The 22,279-nt window shown below is 37.9% G+C and carries 26 protein-coding genes; 18 read left to right on the forward strand and 8 right to left on the reverse strand.

All coding sequences use genetic code 11. From position 1 onward, the window contains the following. The first annotated feature begins 39 nt into the window (after window positions 1-39). Both WG904_RS06025 and WG904_RS06030 read left to right on the forward strand, forming a co-directional pair. Window positions 40-1,569 (forward strand): MFS transporter, encoded by a 1,530-nt coding sequence (locus tag WG904_RS06025; RefSeq protein ID WP_339578392.1) that lies wholly within the window; start codon window positions 40-42, stop codon window positions 1,567-1,569. Between the two features lie 70 nt (window positions 1,570-1,639). Further along, complete coding sequence (locus tag WG904_RS06030; protein ID WP_339578393.1) at window positions 1,640-1,891, forward strand: DUF6814 family protein; 252 nt, start codon at window positions 1,640-1,642, stop codon at window positions 1,889-1,891. Here the strand turns inward: WG904_RS06030 and WG904_RS06035 are convergent. Then, window positions 1,888-3,075 (reverse strand): class I SAM-dependent rRNA methyltransferase, encoded by a 1,188-nt coding sequence (locus tag WG904_RS06035; RefSeq protein ID WP_339578394.1) that lies wholly within the window; start codon window positions 3,073-3,075, stop codon window positions 1,888-1,890. The two genes, WG904_RS06030 and WG904_RS06035, sit on opposite strands and share 4 nt — an antisense overlap. Before the next feature lie 71 nt (window positions 3,076-3,146). Here WG904_RS06035 and WG904_RS06040 point away from each other — a divergent pair, with 71 nt between their 5' ends. The 4 genes from WG904_RS06040 to WG904_RS06055 all read left to right on the forward strand — a co-directional run bounded on the left by WG904_RS06040 (window position 3,147) and on the right by WG904_RS06055 (window position 5,177). Beyond that, window positions 3,147-3,482 (forward strand): tRNA-binding protein, encoded by a 336-nt coding sequence (locus WG904_RS06040; RefSeq protein WP_339578395.1) that lies wholly within the window; start codon window positions 3,147-3,149, stop codon window positions 3,480-3,482. A gap of 1 nt (window position 3,483) precedes the next feature. Beyond that, window positions 3,484-3,969, forward strand: a complete 486-nt coding sequence (locus WG904_RS06045; protein WP_339578396.1) for a nucleoside deaminase — start codon at window positions 3,484-3,486, stop codon at window positions 3,967-3,969. Between the two features lie 69 nt (window positions 3,970-4,038). Beyond that, window positions 4,039-4,647, forward strand: coding sequence for a superoxide dismutase (locus tag WG904_RS06050; RefSeq protein ID WP_339578397.1), 609 nt, complete (start codon window positions 4,039-4,041; stop codon window positions 4,645-4,647). Window positions 4,648-4,739: 92 nt separating this feature from the next. Next, window positions 4,740-5,177 carry a hypothetical protein gene (locus tag WG904_RS06055; RefSeq protein WP_339578398.1) on the forward strand — a complete coding sequence of 146 codons (438 nt, stop codon included), beginning with the start codon at window positions 4,740-4,742 and terminating at the stop codon, window positions 5,175-5,177. Here the strand turns inward: WG904_RS06055 and WG904_RS06060 are convergent. Further along, the gene (locus tag WG904_RS06060; RefSeq protein WP_339578399.1) at window positions 5,174-6,106 is read right to left on the reverse strand and encodes a hydrogen peroxide-inducible genes activator; all 933 of its coding nucleotides are present in this window, start codon (window positions 6,104-6,106) and stop codon (window positions 5,174-5,176) included. The genes WG904_RS06055 and WG904_RS06060 overlap by 4 nt on opposite strands. 246 nt (window positions 6,107-6,352) lie before the next feature. Here WG904_RS06060 and WG904_RS06065 point away from each other — a divergent pair, with 246 nt between their 5' ends. The 5 genes from WG904_RS06065 (at window position 6,353) to WG904_RS06085 (ending at window position 9,857) form a co-directional block, all read left to right on the forward strand. After that, window positions 6,353-7,345, forward strand: a complete 993-nt coding sequence (locus WG904_RS06065; RefSeq protein WP_339578400.1) for a hypothetical protein — start codon at window positions 6,353-6,355, stop codon at window positions 7,343-7,345. 12 nt (window positions 7,346-7,357) lie between these two features. Beyond that, window positions 7,358-7,783 carry a hypothetical protein gene (locus tag WG904_RS06070; protein WP_339578401.1) on the forward strand — a complete coding sequence of 142 codons (426 nt, stop codon included), beginning with the start codon at window positions 7,358-7,360 and terminating at the stop codon, window positions 7,781-7,783. Between the two features lie 49 nt (window positions 7,784-7,832). After that, window positions 7,833-8,672 (forward strand): DUF6263 family protein, encoded by an 840-nt coding sequence (locus WG904_RS06075; RefSeq protein ID WP_339578402.1) that lies wholly within the window; start codon window positions 7,833-7,835, stop codon window positions 8,670-8,672. A gap of 124 nt (window positions 8,673-8,796) precedes the next feature. After that, window positions 8,797-9,360, forward strand: a complete 564-nt coding sequence (locus WG904_RS06080; RefSeq protein WP_339578403.1) for a thiamine pyrophosphokinase — start codon at window positions 8,797-8,799, stop codon at window positions 9,358-9,360. Further along, on the forward strand, window positions 9,357-9,857 hold the full coding sequence (locus tag WG904_RS06085) for a GNAT family N-acetyltransferase (RefSeq protein WP_339578404.1): 501 nt from the start codon (window positions 9,357-9,359) through the stop codon (window positions 9,855-9,857). Before WG904_RS06080 ends, WG904_RS06085 begins: the two co-directional genes overlap by 4 nt. Here WG904_RS06085 and WG904_RS06090 read toward each other — a convergent pair. Both WG904_RS06090 and WG904_RS06095 read right to left on the reverse strand, forming a co-directional pair. Further along, window positions 9,840-11,156, reverse strand: a complete 1,317-nt coding sequence (locus WG904_RS06090; RefSeq protein ID WP_339578405.1) for a M20/M25/M40 family metallo-hydrolase — start codon at window positions 11,154-11,156, stop codon at window positions 9,840-9,842. The genes WG904_RS06085 and WG904_RS06090 overlap by 18 nt on opposite strands. A 150-nt stretch (window positions 11,157-11,306) precedes the next feature. Continuing rightward, window positions 11,307-13,142 carry a M61 family metallopeptidase gene (locus tag WG904_RS06095; RefSeq protein WP_339578406.1) on the reverse strand — a complete coding sequence of 612 codons (1,836 nt, stop codon included), beginning with the start codon at window positions 13,140-13,142 and terminating at the stop codon, window positions 11,307-11,309. Window positions 13,143-13,264: 122 nt separating this feature from the next. On the opposite strand from WG904_RS06095, the gene trmB reads away from it, so the two are divergent. The 5 genes from trmB (at window position 13,265) to WG904_RS06120 (ending at window position 15,702) form a co-directional block, all read left to right on the forward strand. Then, on the forward strand, window positions 13,265-13,915 hold the full coding sequence (gene trmB / locus WG904_RS06100) for a tRNA (guanosine(46)-N7)-methyltransferase TrmB (protein ID WP_339578407.1): 651 nt from the start codon (window positions 13,265-13,267) through the stop codon (window positions 13,913-13,915). Further along, window positions 13,915-14,241, forward strand: a complete 327-nt coding sequence (locus WG904_RS06105) for an MGMT family protein (RefSeq protein WP_339578408.1) — start codon at window positions 13,915-13,917, stop codon at window positions 14,239-14,241. Before trmB ends, WG904_RS06105 begins: the two co-directional genes overlap by 1 nt. Before the next feature lie 48 nt (window positions 14,242-14,289). Further along, window positions 14,290-14,634 (forward strand): carboxymuconolactone decarboxylase family protein, encoded by a 345-nt coding sequence (locus tag WG904_RS06110; protein WP_339578409.1) that lies wholly within the window; start codon window positions 14,290-14,292, stop codon window positions 14,632-14,634. Window positions 14,635-14,701: 67 nt separating this feature from the next. Next, the gene (locus WG904_RS06115; RefSeq protein ID WP_339578410.1) at window positions 14,702-15,073 is read left to right on the forward strand and encodes a four helix bundle protein; all 372 of its coding nucleotides are present in this window, start codon (window positions 14,702-14,704) and stop codon (window positions 15,071-15,073) included. 44 nt (window positions 15,074-15,117) lie between these two features. Beyond that, on the forward strand, window positions 15,118-15,702 hold the full coding sequence (locus WG904_RS06120; protein WP_339578411.1) for a DNA-3-methyladenine glycosylase I: 585 nt from the start codon (window positions 15,118-15,120) through the stop codon (window positions 15,700-15,702). A 255-nt stretch (window positions 15,703-15,957) separates the two neighbouring features. On the opposite strand, the gene WG904_RS06125 is transcribed toward WG904_RS06120, so the two are convergent. Further along, the gene (locus WG904_RS06125) at window positions 15,958-16,623 is read right to left on the reverse strand and encodes a hypothetical protein (protein ID WP_339578412.1); all 666 of its coding nucleotides are present in this window, start codon (window positions 16,621-16,623) and stop codon (window positions 15,958-15,960) included. 200 nt (window positions 16,624-16,823) lie between these two features. Between WG904_RS06125 and polA the strand changes: the two genes are divergently transcribed. After that, window positions 16,824-19,625, forward strand: a complete 2,802-nt coding sequence (gene polA, locus WG904_RS06130) for a DNA polymerase I (protein ID WP_339578413.1) — start codon at window positions 16,824-16,826, stop codon at window positions 19,623-19,625. Window positions 19,626-19,636: 11 nt separating this feature from the next. After that, on the forward strand, window positions 19,637-20,170 hold the full coding sequence (locus tag WG904_RS06135; protein ID WP_339578414.1) for a toxin-antitoxin system YwqK family antitoxin: 534 nt from the start codon (window positions 19,637-19,639) through the stop codon (window positions 20,168-20,170). A 16-nt stretch (window positions 20,171-20,186) separates the two neighbouring features. On the opposite strand, the gene WG904_RS06140 is transcribed toward WG904_RS06135, so the two are convergent. Genes WG904_RS06140 through WG904_RS06150 form a run of 3 tightly spaced genes read right to left on the reverse strand, consistent with a single transcriptional unit; the run spans window position 20,187 to window position 22,273 of the window. Next, a complete protein-coding gene (locus WG904_RS06140) occupies window positions 20,187-20,864 on the reverse strand; it encodes a metal-dependent hydrolase (protein WP_339578415.1) in 678 nt (225 codons plus the stop codon). Continuing rightward, window positions 20,864-21,163: a YbaB/EbfC family nucleoid-associated protein gene (locus WG904_RS06145; protein WP_339578416.1), complete on the reverse strand. Its 300-nt coding sequence runs from the start codon at window positions 21,161-21,163 to the stop codon at window positions 20,864-20,866. The genes WG904_RS06140 and WG904_RS06145 overlap by 1 nt, the downstream gene beginning before the upstream one ends. A 33-nt stretch (window positions 21,164-21,196) precedes the next feature. Continuing rightward, the gene (locus WG904_RS06150) at window positions 21,197-22,273 is read right to left on the reverse strand and encodes an NADH:flavin oxidoreductase/NADH oxidase (RefSeq protein WP_339578417.1); all 1,077 of its coding nucleotides are present in this window, start codon (window positions 22,271-22,273) and stop codon (window positions 21,197-21,199) included. Window positions 22,274-22,279 lie beyond the last annotated feature (6 nt).

Raw genomic sequence — 22,279 nt, forward strand, 5'->3', positions numbered from 1 at the left:
ATTTGTATTTTAATTTTTAAACCATTAGTTTTAAGAATTATGAACGACTCGACCAAACCAAATAGCATCTTTAAAGTAATTGGAGCATCATCATTAGGAACCTTAATTGAATGGTACGATTTTTACATTTTTGGTAGCCTAGCCAGTATCATAGGCGCTCAACTTTTTCCGGCCGATTCTGGCGCCTCAGCATTAATTAATACCTTGGCCATCTTTGCAGCAGGTTTTATTGTTCGTCCATTTGGGGCATTGGTTTTTGGCCGTTTAGGGGATCTAATCGGAAGAAAATATACTTTTCTTTTAACCTTGGTGTTAATGGGTGGCTCAACCTTTTTAATCGGGCTAATCCCATCCTATTCGAGTATTGGCTATGCCGCACCTATTTTGGTGCTTATCTTGCGGTTAATACAAGGGCTAGCTTTAGGAGGAGAGTATGGTGGAGCGGCAACCTATGTTGCCGAGCATGCGCCAAAAGGAAAGCGGGGTTTTTTTACGAGCTGGATTCAAACTACGGCTACTTTAGGGCTATTTTTATCGCTGGGAATTATTGTTCTTGCAAAAAACATAATTGGTGCCGAGGCTTTTGCCGATTGGGGCTGGAGAATTCCATTTTTGCTTTCTATCTTATTGGTCGGCGTATCGATTTATATTCGGCTAAAAATGCACGAATCACCGATGTTCACTAAGCTTAAAAGCGAAGGTAAAGTGTCTAAAAATCCTTTGAAGGAGAGCTTTAGTAAGAAGGGTAATTTTAAAATGGTTTTATTGGCTCTTTTTGGAGCTACAATGGGGCAGGGTGTGATTTGGTACACAGGTCAGTTTTATGCGCAATCGTTTATAGAGAACACCTGTAAAGTAGATTTTAATGATTCGCGATATATTCTGCTATGGGCAATAGCATTTGCCACACCTTTTTTTGTGGTTTTTGGCTCGTGGAGTGATAAAGTGGGTCGTAAATGGATTATGCTTACGGGGATGTTATTGGGAATTATTTTTTATCGGCCAATTTATCAACTGTTTCTCGATAAAACAGACGTAAGTAGTATTGAAGTGGGTAAGATTAAGTCTTCAGAACCCCCGGTGGTTACAAAAATCGGCATCCATGATGGAGTAGATAGTTTAGTGAACACAGCCAGTCGAGTTAGTTTGCTTGATGGGTCTTCTTTTGTAAAACTTGATGTTGATACCGTGTATGCTGATGTAAACAAGGGAATAGGTCGTGCCCCTACTTTGTACAAAGACAAGAAATTAAGCACACCTGTATTTTGGATTTTTGTAGGTCTTGTTTTTTTCCAAATTTTATTGGTAACCATGGTCTATGGTCCAATCGCAGCCTTCTTAGTAGAGTTATTCCCTACAAAAATTAGATATACATCGATGTCATTGCCTTATCACGTTGGAAATGGAGTATTTGGTGGATTAGTACCATTCATAGCCACCCTAATTGCAAGTTTTGCTGGCTCTACGCCACTTTCGGGTTTATGGTATCCAATAGGTATTGCATCATTAAGCTTTATAATAGGGGCAGTATACCTGTCGAATAAAACGGACGAAAACGTTAACGATTAATTACGTTTGACAAATTTTTGGCACAATGCCGTTAAGTTGTCGATGTAATACACAAGTAATAGTATAGAAAATGAACGCATTAAAAAGAGCATTAGGTATCGTTTGGATTATTCTTGGTCCGACAGCCATTGTATTTATGTTTATCCAAGCTTGGGATAAGGTGAGCAAAGCGCCTGTTGGTATTACTCAAACCAATACAGCTTTACAATGGGGCATTATTTTGTTGATCTTTATTCCGATTGCTATTGGACTTGTTATTTTTGGTCGCTATGCACTTTCAGGCGAATATGAGAAACTACCAGAAAGCTCGGAAGAGATTTAAACTACCCTTACTAATAAGCCCTTTAAATATTCACCCTCTGGAAATGATAGCCGAACAGGGTGGTCTTCTGGTTGCGAAAATTGTTTGATTACTTGCACCTCTTTTCCTGCATCGAGAGCGGCCCAAGCAATAATTTGCTTAAAGGTTTCGATATCTACGGCGCCAGAGCACGAAAATGTTGCGAGTAGCCCACCACTTTCGAGCAACAACAATCCCAAACGATTTAAATCTTTATACGCACGAGCTGCGCGATCTAATGCCGAACGAGAAGGAGCATATTTTGGGGGGTCGAGCACAATAATGTCGAATTTTTTTCCTTCATCCTTAAAAATTCGCAATTGCTTATTTACGTCGGATTGGATAGTGGTGTGATTTTTTAATTCGAATTTATTGAATTCAATATTTTGTTTCAAGGTCGCTATCGCCAATGCTGAACTATCTACACAGGTTACCTCTTTCGCTCCATTTTTAAAGGCATTTAGGCTAAATCCACCACTGTAACTAAAACAATCCAACACATTTTTTCCAGGTGCATACTCGGCCAAAATTCTTCGGTTATCGCGTTGATCACAATAAAAACCAGACTTCTGCCCTTCGGCAATATTAATCTTATAATTAATGCCATTTTCCTTTACCGCAATAAATGCTGGGGGTGCTTCACCCCACAATAAACCATTTTCGGCAGAGATACCTTCGTGGGTTCTGGCAGTAGCATCACTTCGGTCAAAAATACCCTTTGGCTTTAAAGCTTTGCATAAAACATCGATTATAATAGCTTTAGCACTTTCTATCCCCGTACTCAAAATCTGAACAGAAAGAAAATCGTCATATTTATCTACTATTAAACCTGGTAGAAAATCTGCCTCACTAAAAATTAAACGATAGGTATTTGTTTCCTTGTTTGATAATAGATGAGCTCTTGAGTTAATTGCGGCATTAATTTTCTCACTATACCAATCTTCATTTATGTCTATATTTTCATCCCACTCTAATAAACGGATAGCCACACGAGATTGATCATTGAAATAGCCATAAGCTAAAAAATCGTTACTCGCGCTTACAACTTTAACTACATCGCCATTGGCAGGTGCACCTTTAATTTTCTCTAAGGCGCCTGAAAATACCCAAGGGTGATGCTGTAAAACTGCTTTTTCTTTTCCTTTTTTGAGCTTAATCTCTATCATAGGGCAAAGGTAACAAAAAGTTCAATCTCACATCTTGGAGAGAAATTGTATTTTTGCATAAAATGTTACGAATGGAAGAGATTACCTGGAGTGATTTTGAGAAAGTAGAAATTCGAGTAGGAACGATACTGGAGGTCCTTAATTTTCCCGAAGCTAGGAAGCCAGCATATAAAGTAAGTGTAGACTTTGGTGAATTTGGAATAAAAAAAAGTAGCGCACAAATTACAAGGCATTATGGTAGAGAAGAGTTAATAGGCCGACAAATAGCCGGAGTAATTAATTTTCCTAAAAAGCAAATTGGGAATTTCATGAGCGAATTTTTAGTTACGGGTTTTGCAGATGAAAACGGTGACATTGTGTTAACAACCATTGACAGGAAAGTGCCAAATGGCAGTAAATTGATTTAAAATGAGCTATTATAATTTCGAAGGAAACAAAAATTCAAATGAAGAAGATGAGCATTTTATGCGATTTGCTTTAAATGAAGCACAAAAAGCATTGGCACTGCAAGAAATACCGATAGGAGCTATTGTTGTTAGTAATGGAAAAGTAGTTGGGCGAGGGCATAATTTAACCGAGCAATTAAATGATGTAACCGCCCATGCAGAAATGCAGGCTTTTACAGCAGCCTCGCAAACAATGGGAGGTAAGTATTTAAAAAACTGTACACTTTATGTAACCATAGAACCCTGTGTAATGTGCGCAGGAGCAAGTTATTGGACACAGATAAGCCGTGTCGTTTATGGCGCAAAAGAAGAAAAGAGAGGTTTTACAAAAGTTGGTGAAAACATATTACATCCTAAAACGTTACTTAAAGGTGGGGTGTTAGCCGATGAATGCGGAGCGCTAATGACAAGCTTCTTTAAAGACAAGCGCAAAGAATTTGACAAATAATCGTAAAAAACCTAAGCTTTGTGCCTTATATTTGTAAATTAACATTTTAAAACTTAAATACTAATAATTATGGCTTTTGAATTACCTGCGTTATCATACGCTACAGACGCATTAGAACCACATATTGATAAATTAACCATGGAAATTCACCATGGAAAACATCACCAAGCATATGTTACAAATTTGAACAAAGCTTTGGAGGGCAAACCAGAAGCAACAGCTGATATAAACGATATAATCAAGAATATTTCAAAATATCCTATGGCTGTACGTAACAACGGTGGCGGTCATTTTAATCACTCGTTATTCTGGACAGTTTTAGGTCCGAATAAAGGTGGTGAGCCAACTGGCGATTTAGCCAAAGCAATTAACGATGCTTTCGGCTCGTTTGCTGATTTTAAAACAAAAATCCAAGATGCTGGCGCTACACGTTTTGGATCTGGATGGGCTTGGTTATCCGTTGGTGCTGATAAAAAGCTAGTTATTTCATCAACTCCTAATCAGGATAATCCATTAATGGATATTGCTGAAGTGAAGGGCACTCCAATTTTTGGCGTTGACGTTTGGGAACATGCTTATTATTTAAAATATCAAAACATGCGTCCAGCCTACTTAGCTGCGATTTGGAATGTTGTAAATTGGGATGTAGTTGCAGAACGATATAAAAAAGCTTTGTAAAATTTAAATTCAAAAAAGTCGCGATTTTATGTCGCGGCTTTTTTTGTGATAATTCTTAGCTTTGTTTAGCGTTTAAAATAAAAAATAATTTAATGAAAAGATTAATTTTCACAATAGTGTTGATTTTTGGGGTGTTTTTTTCCTGTTTTGCGCAAAAACAACCCACTGCAGAAGAATTGGCAAAGAAAAACGTTGATGAACTTCAAAAACGGTTGAAATTAAGTCCAACTCAAAAAAATGTAATTAATAATTATGCCTTTTTTATCGCTAAGGAGCAAATAGCGCTCTATAAAAAGCAAATGGCCACCGGGGTAGAGAATGAGGAGCTTACTAAATACTATAGGCTGCAAAACGAAACCAACAAGAACATTAGAAACGTATTAAAGCCAGATCAAGCTGCTGAGTATGATAAAATTCTAGAAGAACGCTTGAGCGGGATCGACCCAACAAAAAAGAAAAAGAAGCTTAAAAAAGGTGAGGAAGAAGAGAAGGTGGTTGGCATTGAAGGCTTAAAAATGGGGAATAATTAAATCCCTATTACATCTTTCTTCTTTCGCTGTTTCATTGCCTTTGGTATGAGTGCTAATATCTCATCCATTAGCGCGTTTAGCATCCTTTTCTTAATGAAATTCTTATGGGTAACTAGGCTAATTTCTCGTACGGGTTCTGGAGATTTAAAATAGCGTATTTTGTTTAATTGCTTGCTGTTTAGCTCTTTAATTGCAAGCTCAGGCAATAAGGTTGCGCCATCATTTACATCAACCATTCTAACAAGCGTTTCTACACTACCAGTATTATAGGTTAGGGATTGCAAACGGTTATTTTTTGTGGAACGGCAGATATTTAAAACTTGAGTTCGCATACAGTGACCTTCATTTAATAGCCAAATGTTTTCGTCGGCTAAATCTTCTGCATCTATTGTTTTCTTTTTATATAGCTTACTATTCTTGCTAATATAACTTACAAAATTCTCGTAATATAGAGGTGTTTCAACTATAGCTTGGTCTACCAAAGGGGTAGCTAATATGCCGCAGTCTATTACGCCAGTTTTTAAATGATGGATGATGTCTTCGGTGGTGTATTCCCAGATTAGTAGCTTTAGATCTGGATATCTGCCGAGCATAGCGGCAATCACTTCAGGAAGTAGATAAGGGGCTATAGTGGGAATAATTCCAATTTTTAGCTCGCCCACTATATTCTGTTGTTGACTGTTGATGAGCTCTTTTATTTTCATGTTTTCTTGTAGAACCAATCGGGCTTGAGCAATAATCTGTGCTCCAATTTCTGTGGGTACCACGGGCTGTTTACTACGGTCAAATATTTTTACATTCAAAAATTCCTCTAATTTTTGAATCTGCATACTTAATGTAGGTTGGGTAATAAAGCATTTATCGGCAGCGATAATGAAGCTTCTATAGGTGTCTACGGCAACAACATATTCGAGTTGAACGAGTGTCATATAGTTGAAATTGATAATTTATCACAAATATATCAATTCTAACTATGTTAATGATCAAAGTTGGAAGTAAAAACAAGCTCAAGCAATAAATTGGTATAGGATTTGAATACGCCATTGGGTTAGATATTAGTGGAAGTAAATAATTGAATGTGAATTTTTTATCATAACTTTGTCTAGTGTGCAGTTAAATAACGGCAAAAATTATATATTTTAGATTTAAATTAATAGCAATATACATTTCGTTTTATGAATAAGGTAAATAGAATCAATAGTTTTGTTAAAATTAGCATCCTGTGTTTATTAGGGATTGTTTTTCTATTTCCAAAAACGACTAAAGCTCAAAATATTTTCGAAATGGGTTTGAGAGCTAAAATGGATTCACTGATTGCCGAAAAAGGTCCTGTTAATATGGGAGACATGGTTTTACTGCCGAATAATGCTGTCCAAAGTTTGATGACTCCTTCAGGTTGGGGCGGTGGTAATTCTACCTATCTTTTTGGGGTAATTGGAGGGGTTTATCCTGCGATGTATACGGATCCAAATGTTGGGGATTTAGTTGCAGCATTTGGTATTAGTGGAGGGAATCCAAAAAAATATGTAAACGCCTCTTTAAGCGTAAATATTTCAAGAGTAGATAACTTTAAAGATTTTTCAGTAAATTTAATTTTAAGTCGGCAGATACTTAAAGGGAGCAGTATTTCTGTGGGGGCTCTGTCTATGTTTGCTGATCCAGCTGTTTCTGATGCGCCGAATGCTTCCTATTATATTGCACTTAGTCATGCCGCCCAAAGTGTTAGGTCAAGAACGCCAGGGTACGCTGGTTTATCCTACACTATTGGTTATGGGGTTGGCCGTTTTTTATATAAAAGTCCGCAAGACATTGCCCATGGAAAAGGCAAGTATGGAACAGGGTTTTTTGCCAATGTATCTTATGAGGTCTTGCGTCAAATTAACTTAAATGCAGAATGGGGCGGGATGAATTTAGGTTTCTCCAGCGGTGTTAGGCCTTTAAAGGGTTCGGCCTTAACCTTTGGTTTTGGCGTATATAATTTAACAAGTTATTCGGGAGATCGTATTCAATATATTGGCTCATTAAGTTTACCTATCGCATTAGGAAAACGAATAGAAAATAGAAAAGATAGGTTAGATAGAATAGAAAGAGAAAAAAGAAATAAAAGAGATGAAAAGACACCATCTAACTTTAGAGGTGGCGAGAATGGATTAATTATTAGAAATTAAAATACGGAAAATATGAAAAAGCTACTATTAATATTGCTTACCGTTGGGGCAATGATGAGTACTAAGAGAGCAAAAGCTCAAGATGCTACAGGCAATGCATCAAATAATGGAACACCTGTGCCAGTAGCAACCCCTCAAGTAAGCCCGGCATCTGTGGGAGTGAACGCGGTTAATGCACCCGCTTTAACCGTACCAACAGCTCCGCCAGTAGTAACCCTTCCTGCTCCAATTGTGGCCGCAACGCCAACACTTAGTGCACCAGGTGTTTTACCGGCTGTTCCAGCGGCGCCAGCTCCACCGCCAGCTCCAGCGCCAGGAACCCCACCTCCGGCATCAAGCTTTACAACAACACTTAACCTACCCGTTGTGCCAATTCTACCTCCAATACCCCCAATACCTGCAATGCCTGATATCAGGGTTCCAATTGGCTCTAATTAATTACACGGATAACATGCCAACCATATCATCTACGATATAGAAACCATTCATGAAGAAGAAGAGATACAACTTTAAGGCAGTTTTAGTGCTGGTCCTTACTTTAATTAATTTTGCTGCGACAGCACAAGAAGGGCACCGTGTGTTTGTATTTAAACCCGGGGAAGAATATCAAACGGAAATCTTAACCAATTCTAAAGCGGTAGTTCAACGCGGAAAACAGACATTAAACGTAAATACCGTTTCGTCTGTAACGAAGTTATTTACAACTACACTAGCGAATGAGCGAGGATATACCTTTAACGTAAAAATTAAATCAATGCGAAATGATATTGATGCAATGGGTAAAAAGTTAGTCCAAAGCTCTGATATCAAAAGTGATTCTACTTCTGTTATTTTAAAAGCGTTAGATTTTATGTTGAATAAACCTATTGATGTTCAAATTAATAAATATGGAATTATTCAATCCTTTACCGACTATAAGGCCGAAATGGCTTCAGATACTTTAGTTGCATTTGCAGGCTTACAACCTGAAGCATTTGAAAGAGGTACATTGTTGAGTTTAGTTGCAGATTTTACATATAACCCAGGCATAAAAAAGAATTTCTCTTGGGGAGACTCGATCGAAATTGATAAGCAACGGTTGATCACTAAATTTTGGGTTGAAGATATCAGTGAAAAGACTTCTATTATTAAATTTACTAGTAATATCACTACTAAGCTGCTTAATAGTAATCAGAATGGAACCTATGTAATTGATAATGCAACGGGTATTATACAAGAAAAAATATTGTATACCATTTCTACCGGTTATCAAATATCTGCAGGGGGCATTGTTTACGCTGTTTCAAGATCTACAAGCGTTTCTGAAAAAACAAAACGAGTCAAATAGCGAGATTTAAATTTTTGCTATATAACTGAACCTATGAAACATCATTTCATAGGTTTTTTTGTGGCCTTTAGCGGTTTCAAATTTACTCCTATTTAAATTTACAAAAGTTATATTATATTCGCACATGTCGTCACATCATATTGTAAGAGAAAAACAGGAACCAGCCTTATATATTCATTATTTAGGTAGTTTTGATGAAGAATATTTGGGTCAATTATTGGAATGGAGTCCAACCATCTTAGTTGCAGCAAGTGAATATGAAAAGGCACTTTCGTTGGGAATTAAAATTGATGTTGTAATTGGACTTGAAGATGGATTACAAATTCAAGAAAACACTAAGTTTATATATGCAGGGGTAGAAAATCTCCCAACTGCAGTTAAATATCTTATTTCAGAGCGCTACCCAGAAGTGAACATCATCAGTACTGAAAATAGATTTGATGATTTAGTTGACTTTTTAGTGGACATAAATATTGTTCTTTTTACAGAAAGAGAGAAAAGCTATGCCGTTAAATCAGGATTTAGTGTATGGAAGCCTAAAGGAACGATCTTCCATATCGATATTATCTCTTATTTCGAAACTAGTAATTTAAAACCTGAAGACAATGGCGATTTTGTGGTGATGAATGATGGATTTGTTACCTTTTCTTTTAGTACTGAATATTTGTTTTTGAGTGAATTATTATGATCCTTTTAAGAAGAGCGAAAGAAGAAGATATTGCTATTATTAGCGATCTGGCTGAACAAATTTGGCCTCAAACCTATAGCGCATACATTAGCGAAGAACAATTGCGGTTTATGCTAGATAAAATGTATAACCGTGGCGAATTATTGGGTCAATTAAAAAGTGGGCATATTTTTATTCTTGCTTCAGAGAATGGGAAAGATGTTGGTTTTGCTGGCTTTTCGGTAATCGATATCGAAAATAACGGATATAAATTGCATAAGCTATATGTTTTGCCAGAAATGCACGGCAAGGGTATTGGGAAAATTTTAATTAATGAAGTAGTTGGTTTTGCTACTCGCGAAGGCGGGAAAACACTTCAACTAAATGTTAACCGAAACAATAACGCCAAAGATTTTTACCTAAAGGCAGGCTTCAAAATAAAAGAAACCGTAGACCTTGATATTGGCAACGGTTTCTTTATGAATGATTATGTAATGGAATTATCTATTGGTAGCTAATTTTGGGATACGTGTAGGTGTATCTATGCCTTTAATGATACTCACTGCACTTTTCGCTATTGCTTTAATAGTAGATAAAATATTCTCTACATCAAGCGTTTTATATTCGTCAGAAACTTGATGATAATGTTTGTCGATATCAATCATATCGGTACTAATGGTGTGTGCAGGAACACCTAAAGCGGCTAAGGTGGCATTATCACTACGATAGAACAGGTTTTGCGCAGGGTAAGGATCTGGGTGGAAAGTAAATTCTGTTCCTTCTAGATTTTTTTGTAAGATCTTTCCAAAATCTGATTTTTCATAGCCCGTAATCCATGCAGTGTTTTTCCCAAACTTACTATCCTTTCCAATCATCTCGATGTTAAACATGGCAACTACATCATCGGGGTTTAACTGCTGAGAAAAATATCGTGCTCCAAAACCACCCACTTCTTCAGCCGTAAAAGCAACAAAAATTAAGGTTCTTTCATTGTTATTTAACGCTTTATAATATTTAGCCAAAGCAATCATTGCAGAGGTGCCGGAAGCATCGTCATCAGCGCCATTCATAATGCTATCTCCGTCTTTTGGCTTTACAATACCCATATGATCATAATGCCCAGAGAATAAAACGATTTCTTTTGCTTTCGACTTCCCGGGAATAATACCTGCCACATTAAACAACGGCATTTTTACAGCCGTATTTTTTAACGCTACTTTGTAGCTTTTTGCGTTTTCTTTACCCAATACAAAAACTAAGGCCGATGGTTTCTCTGGAGTTAACACATCAACCATTGATGCTCTTGCTGGCATCGCTTTTCTAGTTTTGAATTCAGCTGCAAATTTTGCGTCCACAAGAACGAGTTGTGTTTTACCATTGGCACTTCTCGACAATGCACCAACCTGCGAAGCAAAGGTTTTTGATGTGTCCAATTTAATCCACGCCTCACTAGCGGTCTGATCAAAGCTAATTTGTTCGCTGTTATTGCTAGTTACAAGAATGTTTTGTGGATCTATAGTTTGTCCGTCGATAACTACCTGCGCCGAAGCAGGTGTTAGCTGGTATTTATAGAAGGTTTGGCGATAACCTTTGGCTCCAGCAAGTGGTTTTAAGCCAATCTGTTTAAACTCACCTTCAATAAAAGTTGCTGCTTTATCTATTCCGGGAGTGAATGTTCTTCTGCCCTGAAACTCATCGCTACTTAAGGTCTTTATCAAGTGGTCTACATATTCTTTGCTGATAATTTTATTAATGTCTTGCGCAAAGGCGATAGAAGCAGTAAGGAACAAGGCTAGGGTGTAAATTGATTTTTTCATCTGTTTAAATTTATTAATAATGTTATCTTATTTTTAATGGTATTAATGAGCTCGTAAACTCGGTTTGTTTTTTTGGTGGTGATGAAGCTACCTGATTTATTCATCCCACTGAGTGGTTTGAAAAATCATCGTGGTTTCATTATTATATATTTATTTTTTTACTTGTGTAGACAGCCAACTATCTCTAAATGCTTGCATTGCTGGTGTTAAAACTCCCCCAGTTTTCTCGATGGCAACCACTTCTAACATTGGGTTTTCACTAAAGGTAAGTGTTGTTTTCTTTTCATCACCATAATAACTGTAGGTAATCGGAATGCTATCGCCAGGTTTATGTGTATCGGTTACCGTGTTTAAGGCTTCTTGGTCTTTAATTTCGATACCATCTGCGGTTAATAAAATAGCTCCATAATCTAATCCGGCTATATATGCAGGACTGCCAATCGTAGTTTGTCCGATAGCTGCTTTGTTATTTTCGAAGGTTAACTTGCCTAAACCTGTATATGCTTTATCCGGACTCGCCTTGCGCAATACAAAACCTGCATTGAGCAGTAATTTTTGGTAGTTATTTTTTTCGGTTCCCAAGACATATTTTTTAAAGAAATCGGCTGCAAAAGATGGGTCTTTGGTTAATACTCCTAATGTTTTTTCTAAATCAGGAATAGTGTACGCAATTTCTGGTTTGCCATAAGCTTTCCACAAGGCGCGCATATAATCATCGAGCGTAAGCTTAAATTCGGTTCTTAAACGAAGGTCTAAGGCTAGGGCCACTGAAGCTCCGTAGGTATAATAAGTAGTAAAAACATTGCTTTTGTTTGTTTGGTCTATAGCAACCCCCGCATCAGCAAACACAGCATAGCGACTGGCTTGTATTGGGGAAAAATATTTTGCTCCGGGCAAATTTAGAACGGTATTAAGAATGCCTCCAAAAATCTGAGAAGCATTGTCTGTAGACCTAAAGCCGGCACGAGTTAATAATAAATTCCCGTAATATTGTGTAAATCCTTCAGCAAACCATAGCTCATCACTTACGTTTGAGTGCTCAAAATTAAAGGGTTCTATTGTTTTTGGCCGTAAACGTTCGACATTCCAGATGTGGAAAAATTCGTGTGAGAAAGTGCCTAGCGCGGCAGATTCATTACCCCCAACTTGTGGAAGACGATGTACAATTATGGTAGAATTACGGTGTTCCATGCCATCGCCAGCATAATCAGGGTAGGTATCGTATAGAAAGTAATAATTTCCGTAATCGAAGCGAGGTAATTCGCCCCAAACAGCTACATGCTCGTCGACCATTCTTTTTAACATAATTGCATAATTATCGATGGTTTTTTGATCGTCTTTTGAATGGGATACGATATGTATGGTTTGTAATTTTCCATCTGGATTTTTAACTTGCCAACTGGCGGTGCGATAAGCCGCCAATTCAATAGGGCTATCCATGAAATATTGAAAATTTGGCGCATAATACACTCCATTTGATAAGGGTTTAAGCTGTGTGGCAACTTTCCAATTCTGTTTATCGTTATAGTTAAATTTTACGGTTCGCGGTCTATTATCCATCCCTATCGGAAAAGCAAAAGTTGCTGGGATATTCATGTGTGCATGGGTTTCGTCGAAGCCTGCATACGTACCATCTATCCAATTTCCAAATAAAGTATAAGTGATTTTTATCGCACTTCCGGGAGTAACTGCACGAATGAGATATTGGTCGCCTGCAGGTTGATTAACAGGTATTCTTTTACCATTCAAGTCGAATGCTTTAAGATTGTAAATGTTTTTGCCAAACTCATGGGTGGCATAACGCCCTGGCGATGAGCGACTCATTCTAACCTTCAAAGGTCCTTCGGGTAAGTTAGGCACATACATGGCGACTTCTGCTTCGTGATGAAGTGCATTTGGGAAGCTTAATTCATAGCTAATTTCTTGCTGAGCGTGTGCAGAAAATGATGCAATGGATAGACCAATTGCAAATAACGTTTTCTTCATCGTTGGTTTTTTGCTTTCGTTAGGTAAATTTTTTGCTTGAAGTTAATGCTTAGCAACGAAAAAACTAAATTATATAAAGATTATTACGAAACTGTACATTTGTATTCGCTAAAATATAAAAAGTGGGCAAAGATAAATTAAGAAAATTCTTCGAAATAGACACCTTTCCTAATGTATACCAATTGCATTTGGGCAAGGTTATGAAGGGGAAATGGGCAAAAGATCATTTTAAAAATAACCACCCAGTTGTATTAGAACTTGCCTGTGGTAAAGGGGAATATGCTGTAAACCTAGCTAAATTGTTTCCAGAAAAAAACTTTATAGGTATCGATTTAAAAGGAAATCGAATTTGGCGAGGCGCACGTACTGGAGTTGATGAGGGGATTGCAAATTTGGCCTTTTTGAGGATTCAGATCGAAGATATTTTAGAATATTTTGAAGAAGGAGAAATCGACGAAATTTGGATTACGTTTGCCGATCCTCAACCACAATTAAGCAGAGAGAAAAAGCGCTTAACATTTCCTGGATTTTTATCAAAATATAAACTATTGTTAGTTAATGGAGGTAGGGTAAATTTGAAAACAGATAATGATGGACTGTATGCTTATACGTGCGAGAAAGTAGAAGAGCTGGGATTGGTTGTGCATAAAAACACATCCGATTTATATAGATCTGAATTAGCCGACGAAGTATTGTCGATTAAGACACATTATGAGCGAATTTATTTAAAGCACGATAAAAATATCAACTATATTCAATTTTCTTTTACCTAATGGAAGCCTCATTTTACGAACAGGTTTTTGAAATTGCGCGATTAATCCCAAAAGGGAGAGTAAGTTCGTATGGAGCGATTGCTAAAGCCTTGGGTGCTGGTGGTTCGGCAAGGATGGTGGGCTACGCTATGAGTAATGCGGGTATTGCGCATCCCAAAGTACCAGCACATCGGGTGGTAAATAGCAGTGGTTTACTTACGGGAAAATTTCATTTTTCTCCGCCAGAATTGATGCAACAATTATTAGAACAGGAAGGGATAAAAGTAGAGAACGATAAAATTAAAGAGTTTAAAAAAATATTTTGGAATCCGCTTGAGGAGCTTTAGTCTGGAGGCGTTAGTCATCGGTCTTGAGTCTATTTATCATATATAAAAATGGGAAAACTAGTAGAAGAATTTAACAGCTATCGTACAAAAATGAACGATAGAATAATGGAAACATCAAACACCAACATCAAAAGGTTTTTTGCATTAGATACCACCACCTATGCAGATGGGGCATTAGATGTAAAAACAAAAGAAATGCTTGGTTTAGTGGCCTCGATGGTTTTACGTTGTGATGATTGTATCAAATACCATTTGGAAAAGTGCCATAATGAGGGCGTTAATTCGGCTGAAATGAATGAAATTTTTATGATTGCTAACTTAGTTGGCGGTTCTATTGTAATTCCACATTACCGCAGAGCGGTTGAGTTTTGGGATGAACTTGCTAGTCTTTAGTTTAGAGGCGAGAGTTTGGAGTTGGGAGTGAATTTTGTAAGTTCCTTTCTAGTGCCTATATTTATTAATGGGAACACTGCAGGACTTACTTGCCTACCAGAAAGCTTTTGCCCTATCAATGGAGATATTTGTTCTATCTAAAAGATTTCCTAGCGAAGAGCGATATAGTTTAACGGATCAAATTAGAAGATCTTCGAGAAGTGTATGTGCAAATTTGGCCGAAGCGTATAGAAAGAGAAGATATCCAAATCATTTTATTAGTAAGTTATCAGACTCTGATATGGAAAATGGTGAAACCCAAACTTGGCTTGCATTTGCGCTTTCATGTCAATACCTTTCTAAGGAAGAGTATGATAGACTAAATGAGCAAGCAGAGCAAGTAGCTAAGTTATTAGTTTACATGATGAATAATGCTGAAAAATTTCTCACTAAGATTTAGTTAATTTCCAAACCCAAAAAACTTAAAACTCCCAACTTAAATTCATGCAAGTTCCCAACTCCCAACTCCCAACTCCTAACTCGAAACGGTGCCACTGGTGTGGATCAGACGAACTCTACATAAAATATCACGACGAAGAATGGGGTAAACCTGTTTATGACGATAAGGTTTTATTCGAGTTTATGATTTTAGAAGGTGCTCAGGCTGGTTTAAGTTGGATTACCATCTTACGTAGAAGAGAGGGTTATCGAAAGGCTTTTAAAGATTTCGATGTGAAAAAAGTTGCAGCTTTAACGGCTGATGATGTAGAGCGATTAATGCTTGATGAGGGGATTATCCGTAATCGATTAAAAATTAACTCTGCCATTAAGAATGCGCAATTGTTTATCGCTATTCAGCAGGAGTATGGTTCTTTTTCGGATTTTATATGGGGATTTATTCCGAATGGAAAGCCAATTGTAAACGATTTTAAAGCCGGAGGTATTCCTGCCCGGACAGAAATATCAGATGCGATTGCGAAAGATATGAAGAAAAGAGGGTTCAAATTTTTTGGTACAACCATTTGTTATGCCTTTATGCAAGCTACTGGGATGGTAAATGATCATATTATTGGGTGTGTGGCAAGATGAATGCGCAAAGCTTTTCTCTGAGGTCTCCGTGGATATGCTCTGAGCACCCTGTGTTAAATTAAGCTTTTTTACCACGAAGAAAAGGAGCTTGTACAGAGAACGCCGAGTTTTACATAGACAATTGCTAATCATTACCACCAAGGGCGCTAAGTACGCTAAGGAGGGCATCTACAGTTTTGGCAACCTTTGCCGTAAAAAAACTTACTCAAAGAAATGCAAAAGAAAATCTCTCTGTGGCCTCTGTGTTAAAAAACTCTAATGCTTACCTGAATTATAGGCTTTAACAAAGGCGATTAAATTAAGGTCTGTAAAATTTTCACTTCCTTTAATGCGTTCAGCAAGATCTTCATCATTGCTCAATTTCTGCAATAAAATCGTTTTCGTGGCGCTTGTGTTTTCTAAGACGACTTCCTGCATGGGTCCAGACCCAGGCTTCTCAATAAAATAAAATACCTTGCCATTAGTTGGGTTAGTTGTCGTTTCGGCTTCCCTTCTTCCGCCGCCGCCAATACTTATGCCGCCACCTAATCCGCCGCCAAAGCCTCCAGTACCCATTCCTACTCCAAAAGTTGGCCTTACTTTTACTCTTGCCTGCTGCGGTTGCTCAGTTACTTTTTTATCGCCAAACGAATATAAATTTACAATGCCAGTCTCCACAACCTTAAAAAACCGGGTTTCTAATTTCTTTTTAACTAAAATAGGTTTACTTTCATAGGTTTCTCCATTCCAAACAAACGACAGAATATCTTTGGCTTGGTACTGAACAATGGTTTCATCTTCTTGCTGTAGGGCTACCGTACTATAATTTGTACCTTTAATTATCCCACGAACAAAATTTCCTTCGCTAATAAGTACGGCATCTTGTGCAAATAGTGTGGTGCTAAGAAGTAAAAAAAAGAAGAATAATTTAATCGAGTTCATTGCAACAAATAACGTAAATTTTCTTCCTATTTGTATGTAAAAGGAAAATAAGCTATTAACTTTACATTCTACCGAATATACATTTGTGTACTCTTTTAGATCAGTAATCATTTTATGAAACCATCAAGATTTTACCAATCACAAACACTAATGAATAAAATTATGATAGCTTCATTACCATTGAAAACAAATTTATACCTATGAAAAAACTTTTCCTTTTAGATGGAATGGCGCTTATTTACAGAGCGCATTTTGCATTAAGTAAAAACCCTCGTTTTACATCAAGTGGGGTAAACACTTCCGCAGTTATGGGTTTTGCAAATACCCTGCTGGAGGTTCTTAAGAAGGAAAAACCTAGCCACATTGCAGTGGTATTTGATACCGATGCACCGACTGAGCGCCATACCGATTTCGAAGCCTATAAAGCACATAGAGAAGCCATGCCCGAAGATTTATCAGCCGCTTTACCGTATGTATTCCGTCTCATAGAAGGGTTTAACATTCCCGTAATTACAGTTGATGGCTACGAAGCAGATGATATTATTGGGACATTGGCTAAGGAAGGAGAGAAAGCAGGGTTTACGGTGTATTGTATGACCCCTGATAAAGATTTTGCACAATTGGTGTCTAACAATATTTTCATTTATAAACCTGCCCGCATGGGCAATGAAATGGAAATTTTAGGAGTTAAAGAAGTATTGGCTAAATGGGAGATCGAAAGGGTAGAGCAGGTGATCGATATTTTAGGTCTTTGGGGCGATGCCGTCGATAACATTCCAGGTATTCCGGGCATAGGAGAAAAGACAGCTAAATTATTGATTAAGCAATATGGCAGCATGGAGAACATCATCGCCAATGCACACGAATTAAAAGGAAAACAACGGGAGAACATCGAAAATTTTGCTCAACAAGGGCTAGTTTCTAAAAAATTGGCCACCATTATTTTGGATGTACCTATTGCTTTTGATGAGACATCCTTATTGCTCGAAGAACCTAACAGGGAAGTATTAGAGCCCTTGTTTGCTGAACTCGAATTTAGAACCATAGGTAAACGTGTTTTTGGCGATAATTTTAGTGTAAATGACGCAAAAACTAACCCCAATCCGCAACAAGATTTATTTGGAAATAATGTGCCAGCCAAAGAAGTTGCCAATGCACAACCCTCGTTGTTCGACACACCAATTGATGCAAAAAACATATCAAATACCCCTCACGAATACTTTTTAGTTGCTACCGCCGATGAAAGATCATCGTTAATTGCCAACTTGTTAGCCCAAGAACGCATTTCTTTTGATACAGAAACAACCGGAACCGACGCCAATCTTGCCGATTTGGTTGGACTGTCGTTCTCTATTAAGGTAGGCGAAGGATATTACATCCCTCTCCCAGAAGATAGAGCTATTACTCAAGCAATCTTAGAAGAGTTTAGGCCCGTATTTGAGTCAGAAAACATCGTTAAAATAGGTCAGAATATTAAATACGACATGCTGGTGCTTAAATGGTACGATATTCAAGTAAAAGGAAGGTTGTTCGACACCATGTTGGCGCACTATTTAATTGATCCCGATACACGTCATAACATGGATGTTTTATCGGAGAATTATTTGGGTTATACACCAATTTCGATTACTACATTAATCGGGCCCAAAGGCAAAAACCAAGGTACCATGAGAGACGTACCCGTAGAAACGGTGGTCGATTATGCTGCTGAAGATGCAGATGTTACCTTACAATTGGCTACTATTTTCGAACCTATGCTTGGTGAACGAAATGCTACAAAACTGGCCGAGGATATCGAAAACCCACTTATTTATGTGTTAGCGGATATCGAAAAAGAAGGTGTTCGAATAGATATGGATACACTAAATGCGTATTCGCTCGAACTGCAATACGAAATTGCAAAAGCCGAGGCTAGTGTTTATGAAAAAGCAGGGTTAAAGTTCAATTTAGCTTCACCAAAACAATTAGGGGAGGTGCTTTTTGATCATTTAAAATTGGATCCAAAGGCAAAGAAAACAAAAACAGGTCAATATCAAACCGGCGAAGATGTACTTACCTATTTAGCAGCTAAAAACGACATTGTAAAGGATATTTTAGATTTTAGGCAAATGCAGAAATTGAAATCAACCTATGTTGATGCTTTACCGCTCTTGGTTAATCCGAAAACGGGAAGGGTGCATACCAGCTTTAATCAGGCCGTTGCCGCCACCGGACGGTTAAGTTCAAATAATCCAAATTTACAGAATATTCCAATCCGTACCGAAAGAGGAAGAGAAGTAAGAAAAGCATTTATTCCACGAGATGAGGATCATGTATTGTTATCCGCCGATTATTCCCAAATAGAATTACGCATCATTGCCGAAATAAGCAAGGAAGAAAATATGCTAGAGGCATTTAATAAGGGGATTGATATTCACACAGCAACAGCTGCTAAGGTATATGGTATAACGATCGAAGAAGTAGATTCTACCCAAAGAAGAAATGCCAAAGCGGTAAATTTTGGAATTATCTATGGTCAGTCGGCCTTCGGATTATCACAAAACTTAAACATTCCGAGAAAAGAAGCAGCAGAAATTATTGAGCAATATTTCACGCAATATCCAGGCATTAAGCGTTATATGAGCGACACCATGAATTTTGCCAGAGAGAATGGATTTGTAGAAACCATTATGGGCCGTAGGCGTTATTTGAGAGATATTAACTCGGCGAACATGACGGTGAGGGGTTTTGCAGAACGAAATGCAATTAATGCGCCCATACAGGGCTCAGCGGCCGATTTAATTAAAATTGCAATGATTAACATCCACAAAGATATGATAGCTCAAAAATTAAACTCAAAAATGACGATGCAAGTACACGATGAGTTAGTTTTCGACGTTTTAAAAACAGAAGTCGACCAAATGAAAGCCATTATCACCCACCGGATGAAAACGGCAATTAAAACGGAAGTGCCAATTGAAATAGAGATTGGGGAAGGAAATAATTGGTTGGCCGCACATTAATTTCACCGGATATGTACAAGGCATTATTCTTTTTGCTCTTTGGTTGCGGAAGCATTGCTTTTGCACAACAAGTAGACAACTACAGGCAAGATACAACTACCTTGTATCAACGGGCAAAGGGTTTTTCTAACGACCCTGTCCGCGCTAAATGGCGGCAAGAAGTAAGGAAAGAGGGCGACCTATTCGTGCTTAATTTGTTCGATCGGAAAGATGTTTTACAAGAACGAATTTCGTTTGCAGATAAAAATTTATTGGAGCGAAAGGGCCCCTATGTACTTTATCAAAACGCAATTATAAAAGAAGAAGGCCATTACGATAAAGGTTATAAGGTTGGAGAATGGAAGCGTTATTATCCTAGCAAAAAGCTTTCTGAAATCATAAGCTATACTTGGGACAAAATTAGCTCTAGAAAGCTTTTTTATAAAGACGGTAAACTGGCTTTAGATGAGGTGTATAGTAGAAGTGGAAATCTAGAATCTGGAAAATACTACGACGAGCAGGGAAAACCGGCTGGGCTTGATTATGTGATGAAGGTGTTGAATTAATCAATATGACGACCTATTACAACATTATCGTTTCTCCAATTGCTGGTAAGAGCAATTGCCTTTGAGCCCTCTTAAAACTTTCGACCGCCACTTTAGAATCGATTTCGATTACTGGAAAAGTATCATAATGCACACCAATAATCTTACTGCAATTGATGTAAGCTGCTGCAATTACAGCATCATCTATATCCATTGTGTAATTGCCGCCAATCGGTAAAATGGCATAGTCTAATTTGTATAGGTCTGCCAACAACTTCATCTCCAAGGTAAGGCCAGTATCGCCAGCAAAATAGATCTGCTTGCCGTCGAGTTCTAAAACAAAACCTGCAGGATTACCGCCATAGCTACCATCGGGTAAACCTGCAGAATGCGTGGCCCACACCATGCGCACGGTTCCAAAATCGAACGTATGTTTTCCAAAATTCATTGGATGTACATTTTCTATCCCTTGCTTTGTTACCCATCCAATTACTTCTGGAATAGCAATCACAGTAGCCTTGGTTTGTTTTGCAAGGCTAATTAAATCGCCCACATGATCACCGTGACCATGACTAACCAGAATAAAGTCTGCTTCAATCTGGTTAAGATCAATGGACTTAGCTAATGGATTTTGTGAGATAAAGGGATCGAATAAGAATTTTTTGGTTTCCGTTTCTAACAAGAAACAAGATTGACCGTAGTATGTATATTTCATTAAAACATCCCCCCTAATCCGCCGAGCATATCTTTAGTGGCAGCTTGCATTTCGTTAGCACTTACCAGATCGGCCTGTGTTAAGGCTTTATTTACTGCAGTTAGCAAAAGCTCTTCTAACTCTTCTTTGTCTGCCTGCTTATAAAAATCTTCATCAATTTCTATTGCAGTTATCACTTTGTTTCCGGTTGATGTAACCCGAATTGATCCACCTTCAACTTCTCCAAACACAGAAATGGTATCTAATCTTTTTTTTATTTCTGCTGCCATACCTTGTGCAGCCATTAATTTATCGAACATAGGTTTAATTTAATAGTTAAATATAAAAATATATTATCTTTTTCTTGGCTTTGCTCGCTCGTATTGCGAAGGCCATTTTACATCGTCACCTAACTCAAATGCCGCATGCAATGGGAAGTAGGGGTCTCGTAAGAATTCACGGGCAATGAATATTAAATCGGCTTCGCCTTGTTGTAAAATAGCTTCGGCTTGCTGCGCTTCAGTAATTAATCCGACGGCTCCTGTGGCAATATTTGCCTTATTTTTAACAGCTGATGCAAAAGGTACTTGATAACCTGCTTTAAGTGGAATTTCTTGTTTCAATGTTAATCCCCCTGAAGAGATGTCCATTAAATCGATCCCCATGTTTTTCAGCACGACTGATAATTGAATAGATTCTTCAAGTGTCCAACCCCCTTCGGCCCAGTCTGTTGCCGAAATCCGTACAAATAAAGGGTTTTCTTTTGGCCAAACCTCTTGTACGGTTTCTACCGTTTCGATTAACAATCTAATTCTATTTTCGAAACTCCCTCCATAGCTATCAGTGCGGCGATTGCTAATGGGCGATAAAAATTGATGTAATAAATACCCATGAGCAGCGTGAATTTCAACGACTTTAAATCCAGCTTTAATGGCGCGTAAGGTGGCGGTTTTAAAATCCTCTTTAACCTTTTCGATACCTGCTAAGTCTAATGCGGTAGGTGTTTTATCTGTCGGATTAAATCTTTCTGAACTTGCCGATACTGTGGTCCAACCTCCATTGTTTTCGTCTAGTTGCAAGGGATTTTCCCAAGGAATATCAAAACTTGCCTTGCGGCCAGCGTGCGCTAACTGAATGCCAGATATTGATCCATTTTCGTGAATGAAATCTGTTATTTCTTTTAATTTTTCGATGTGCTCATCTTTCCATATTCCAAGGTCGCCGACAGAAATTCTACCTTCGGGCGAGACAGCAGTAGCCTCTGTAATCACCAAGCCTGCTCCACCTACGGCGCGAGAACCCAAATGAACTAAGTGCCAATTGTTGGCAAAACCGTCAACAGCAGAATATTCGCACATTGGCGAAACCACTATTCTATTTTTTAACTCAATGTTTTTAATTGGAAATGGAGTAAAAAGCAAGGACATCATATTGTT

The sequence above is a fragment of the Pedobacter anseongensis genome (genome assembly GCF_037482965.1).
GTDB classification, from domain to species: Bacteria; Bacteroidota; Bacteroidia; order Sphingobacteriales; family Sphingobacteriaceae; genus Pedobacter; species Pedobacter anseongensis.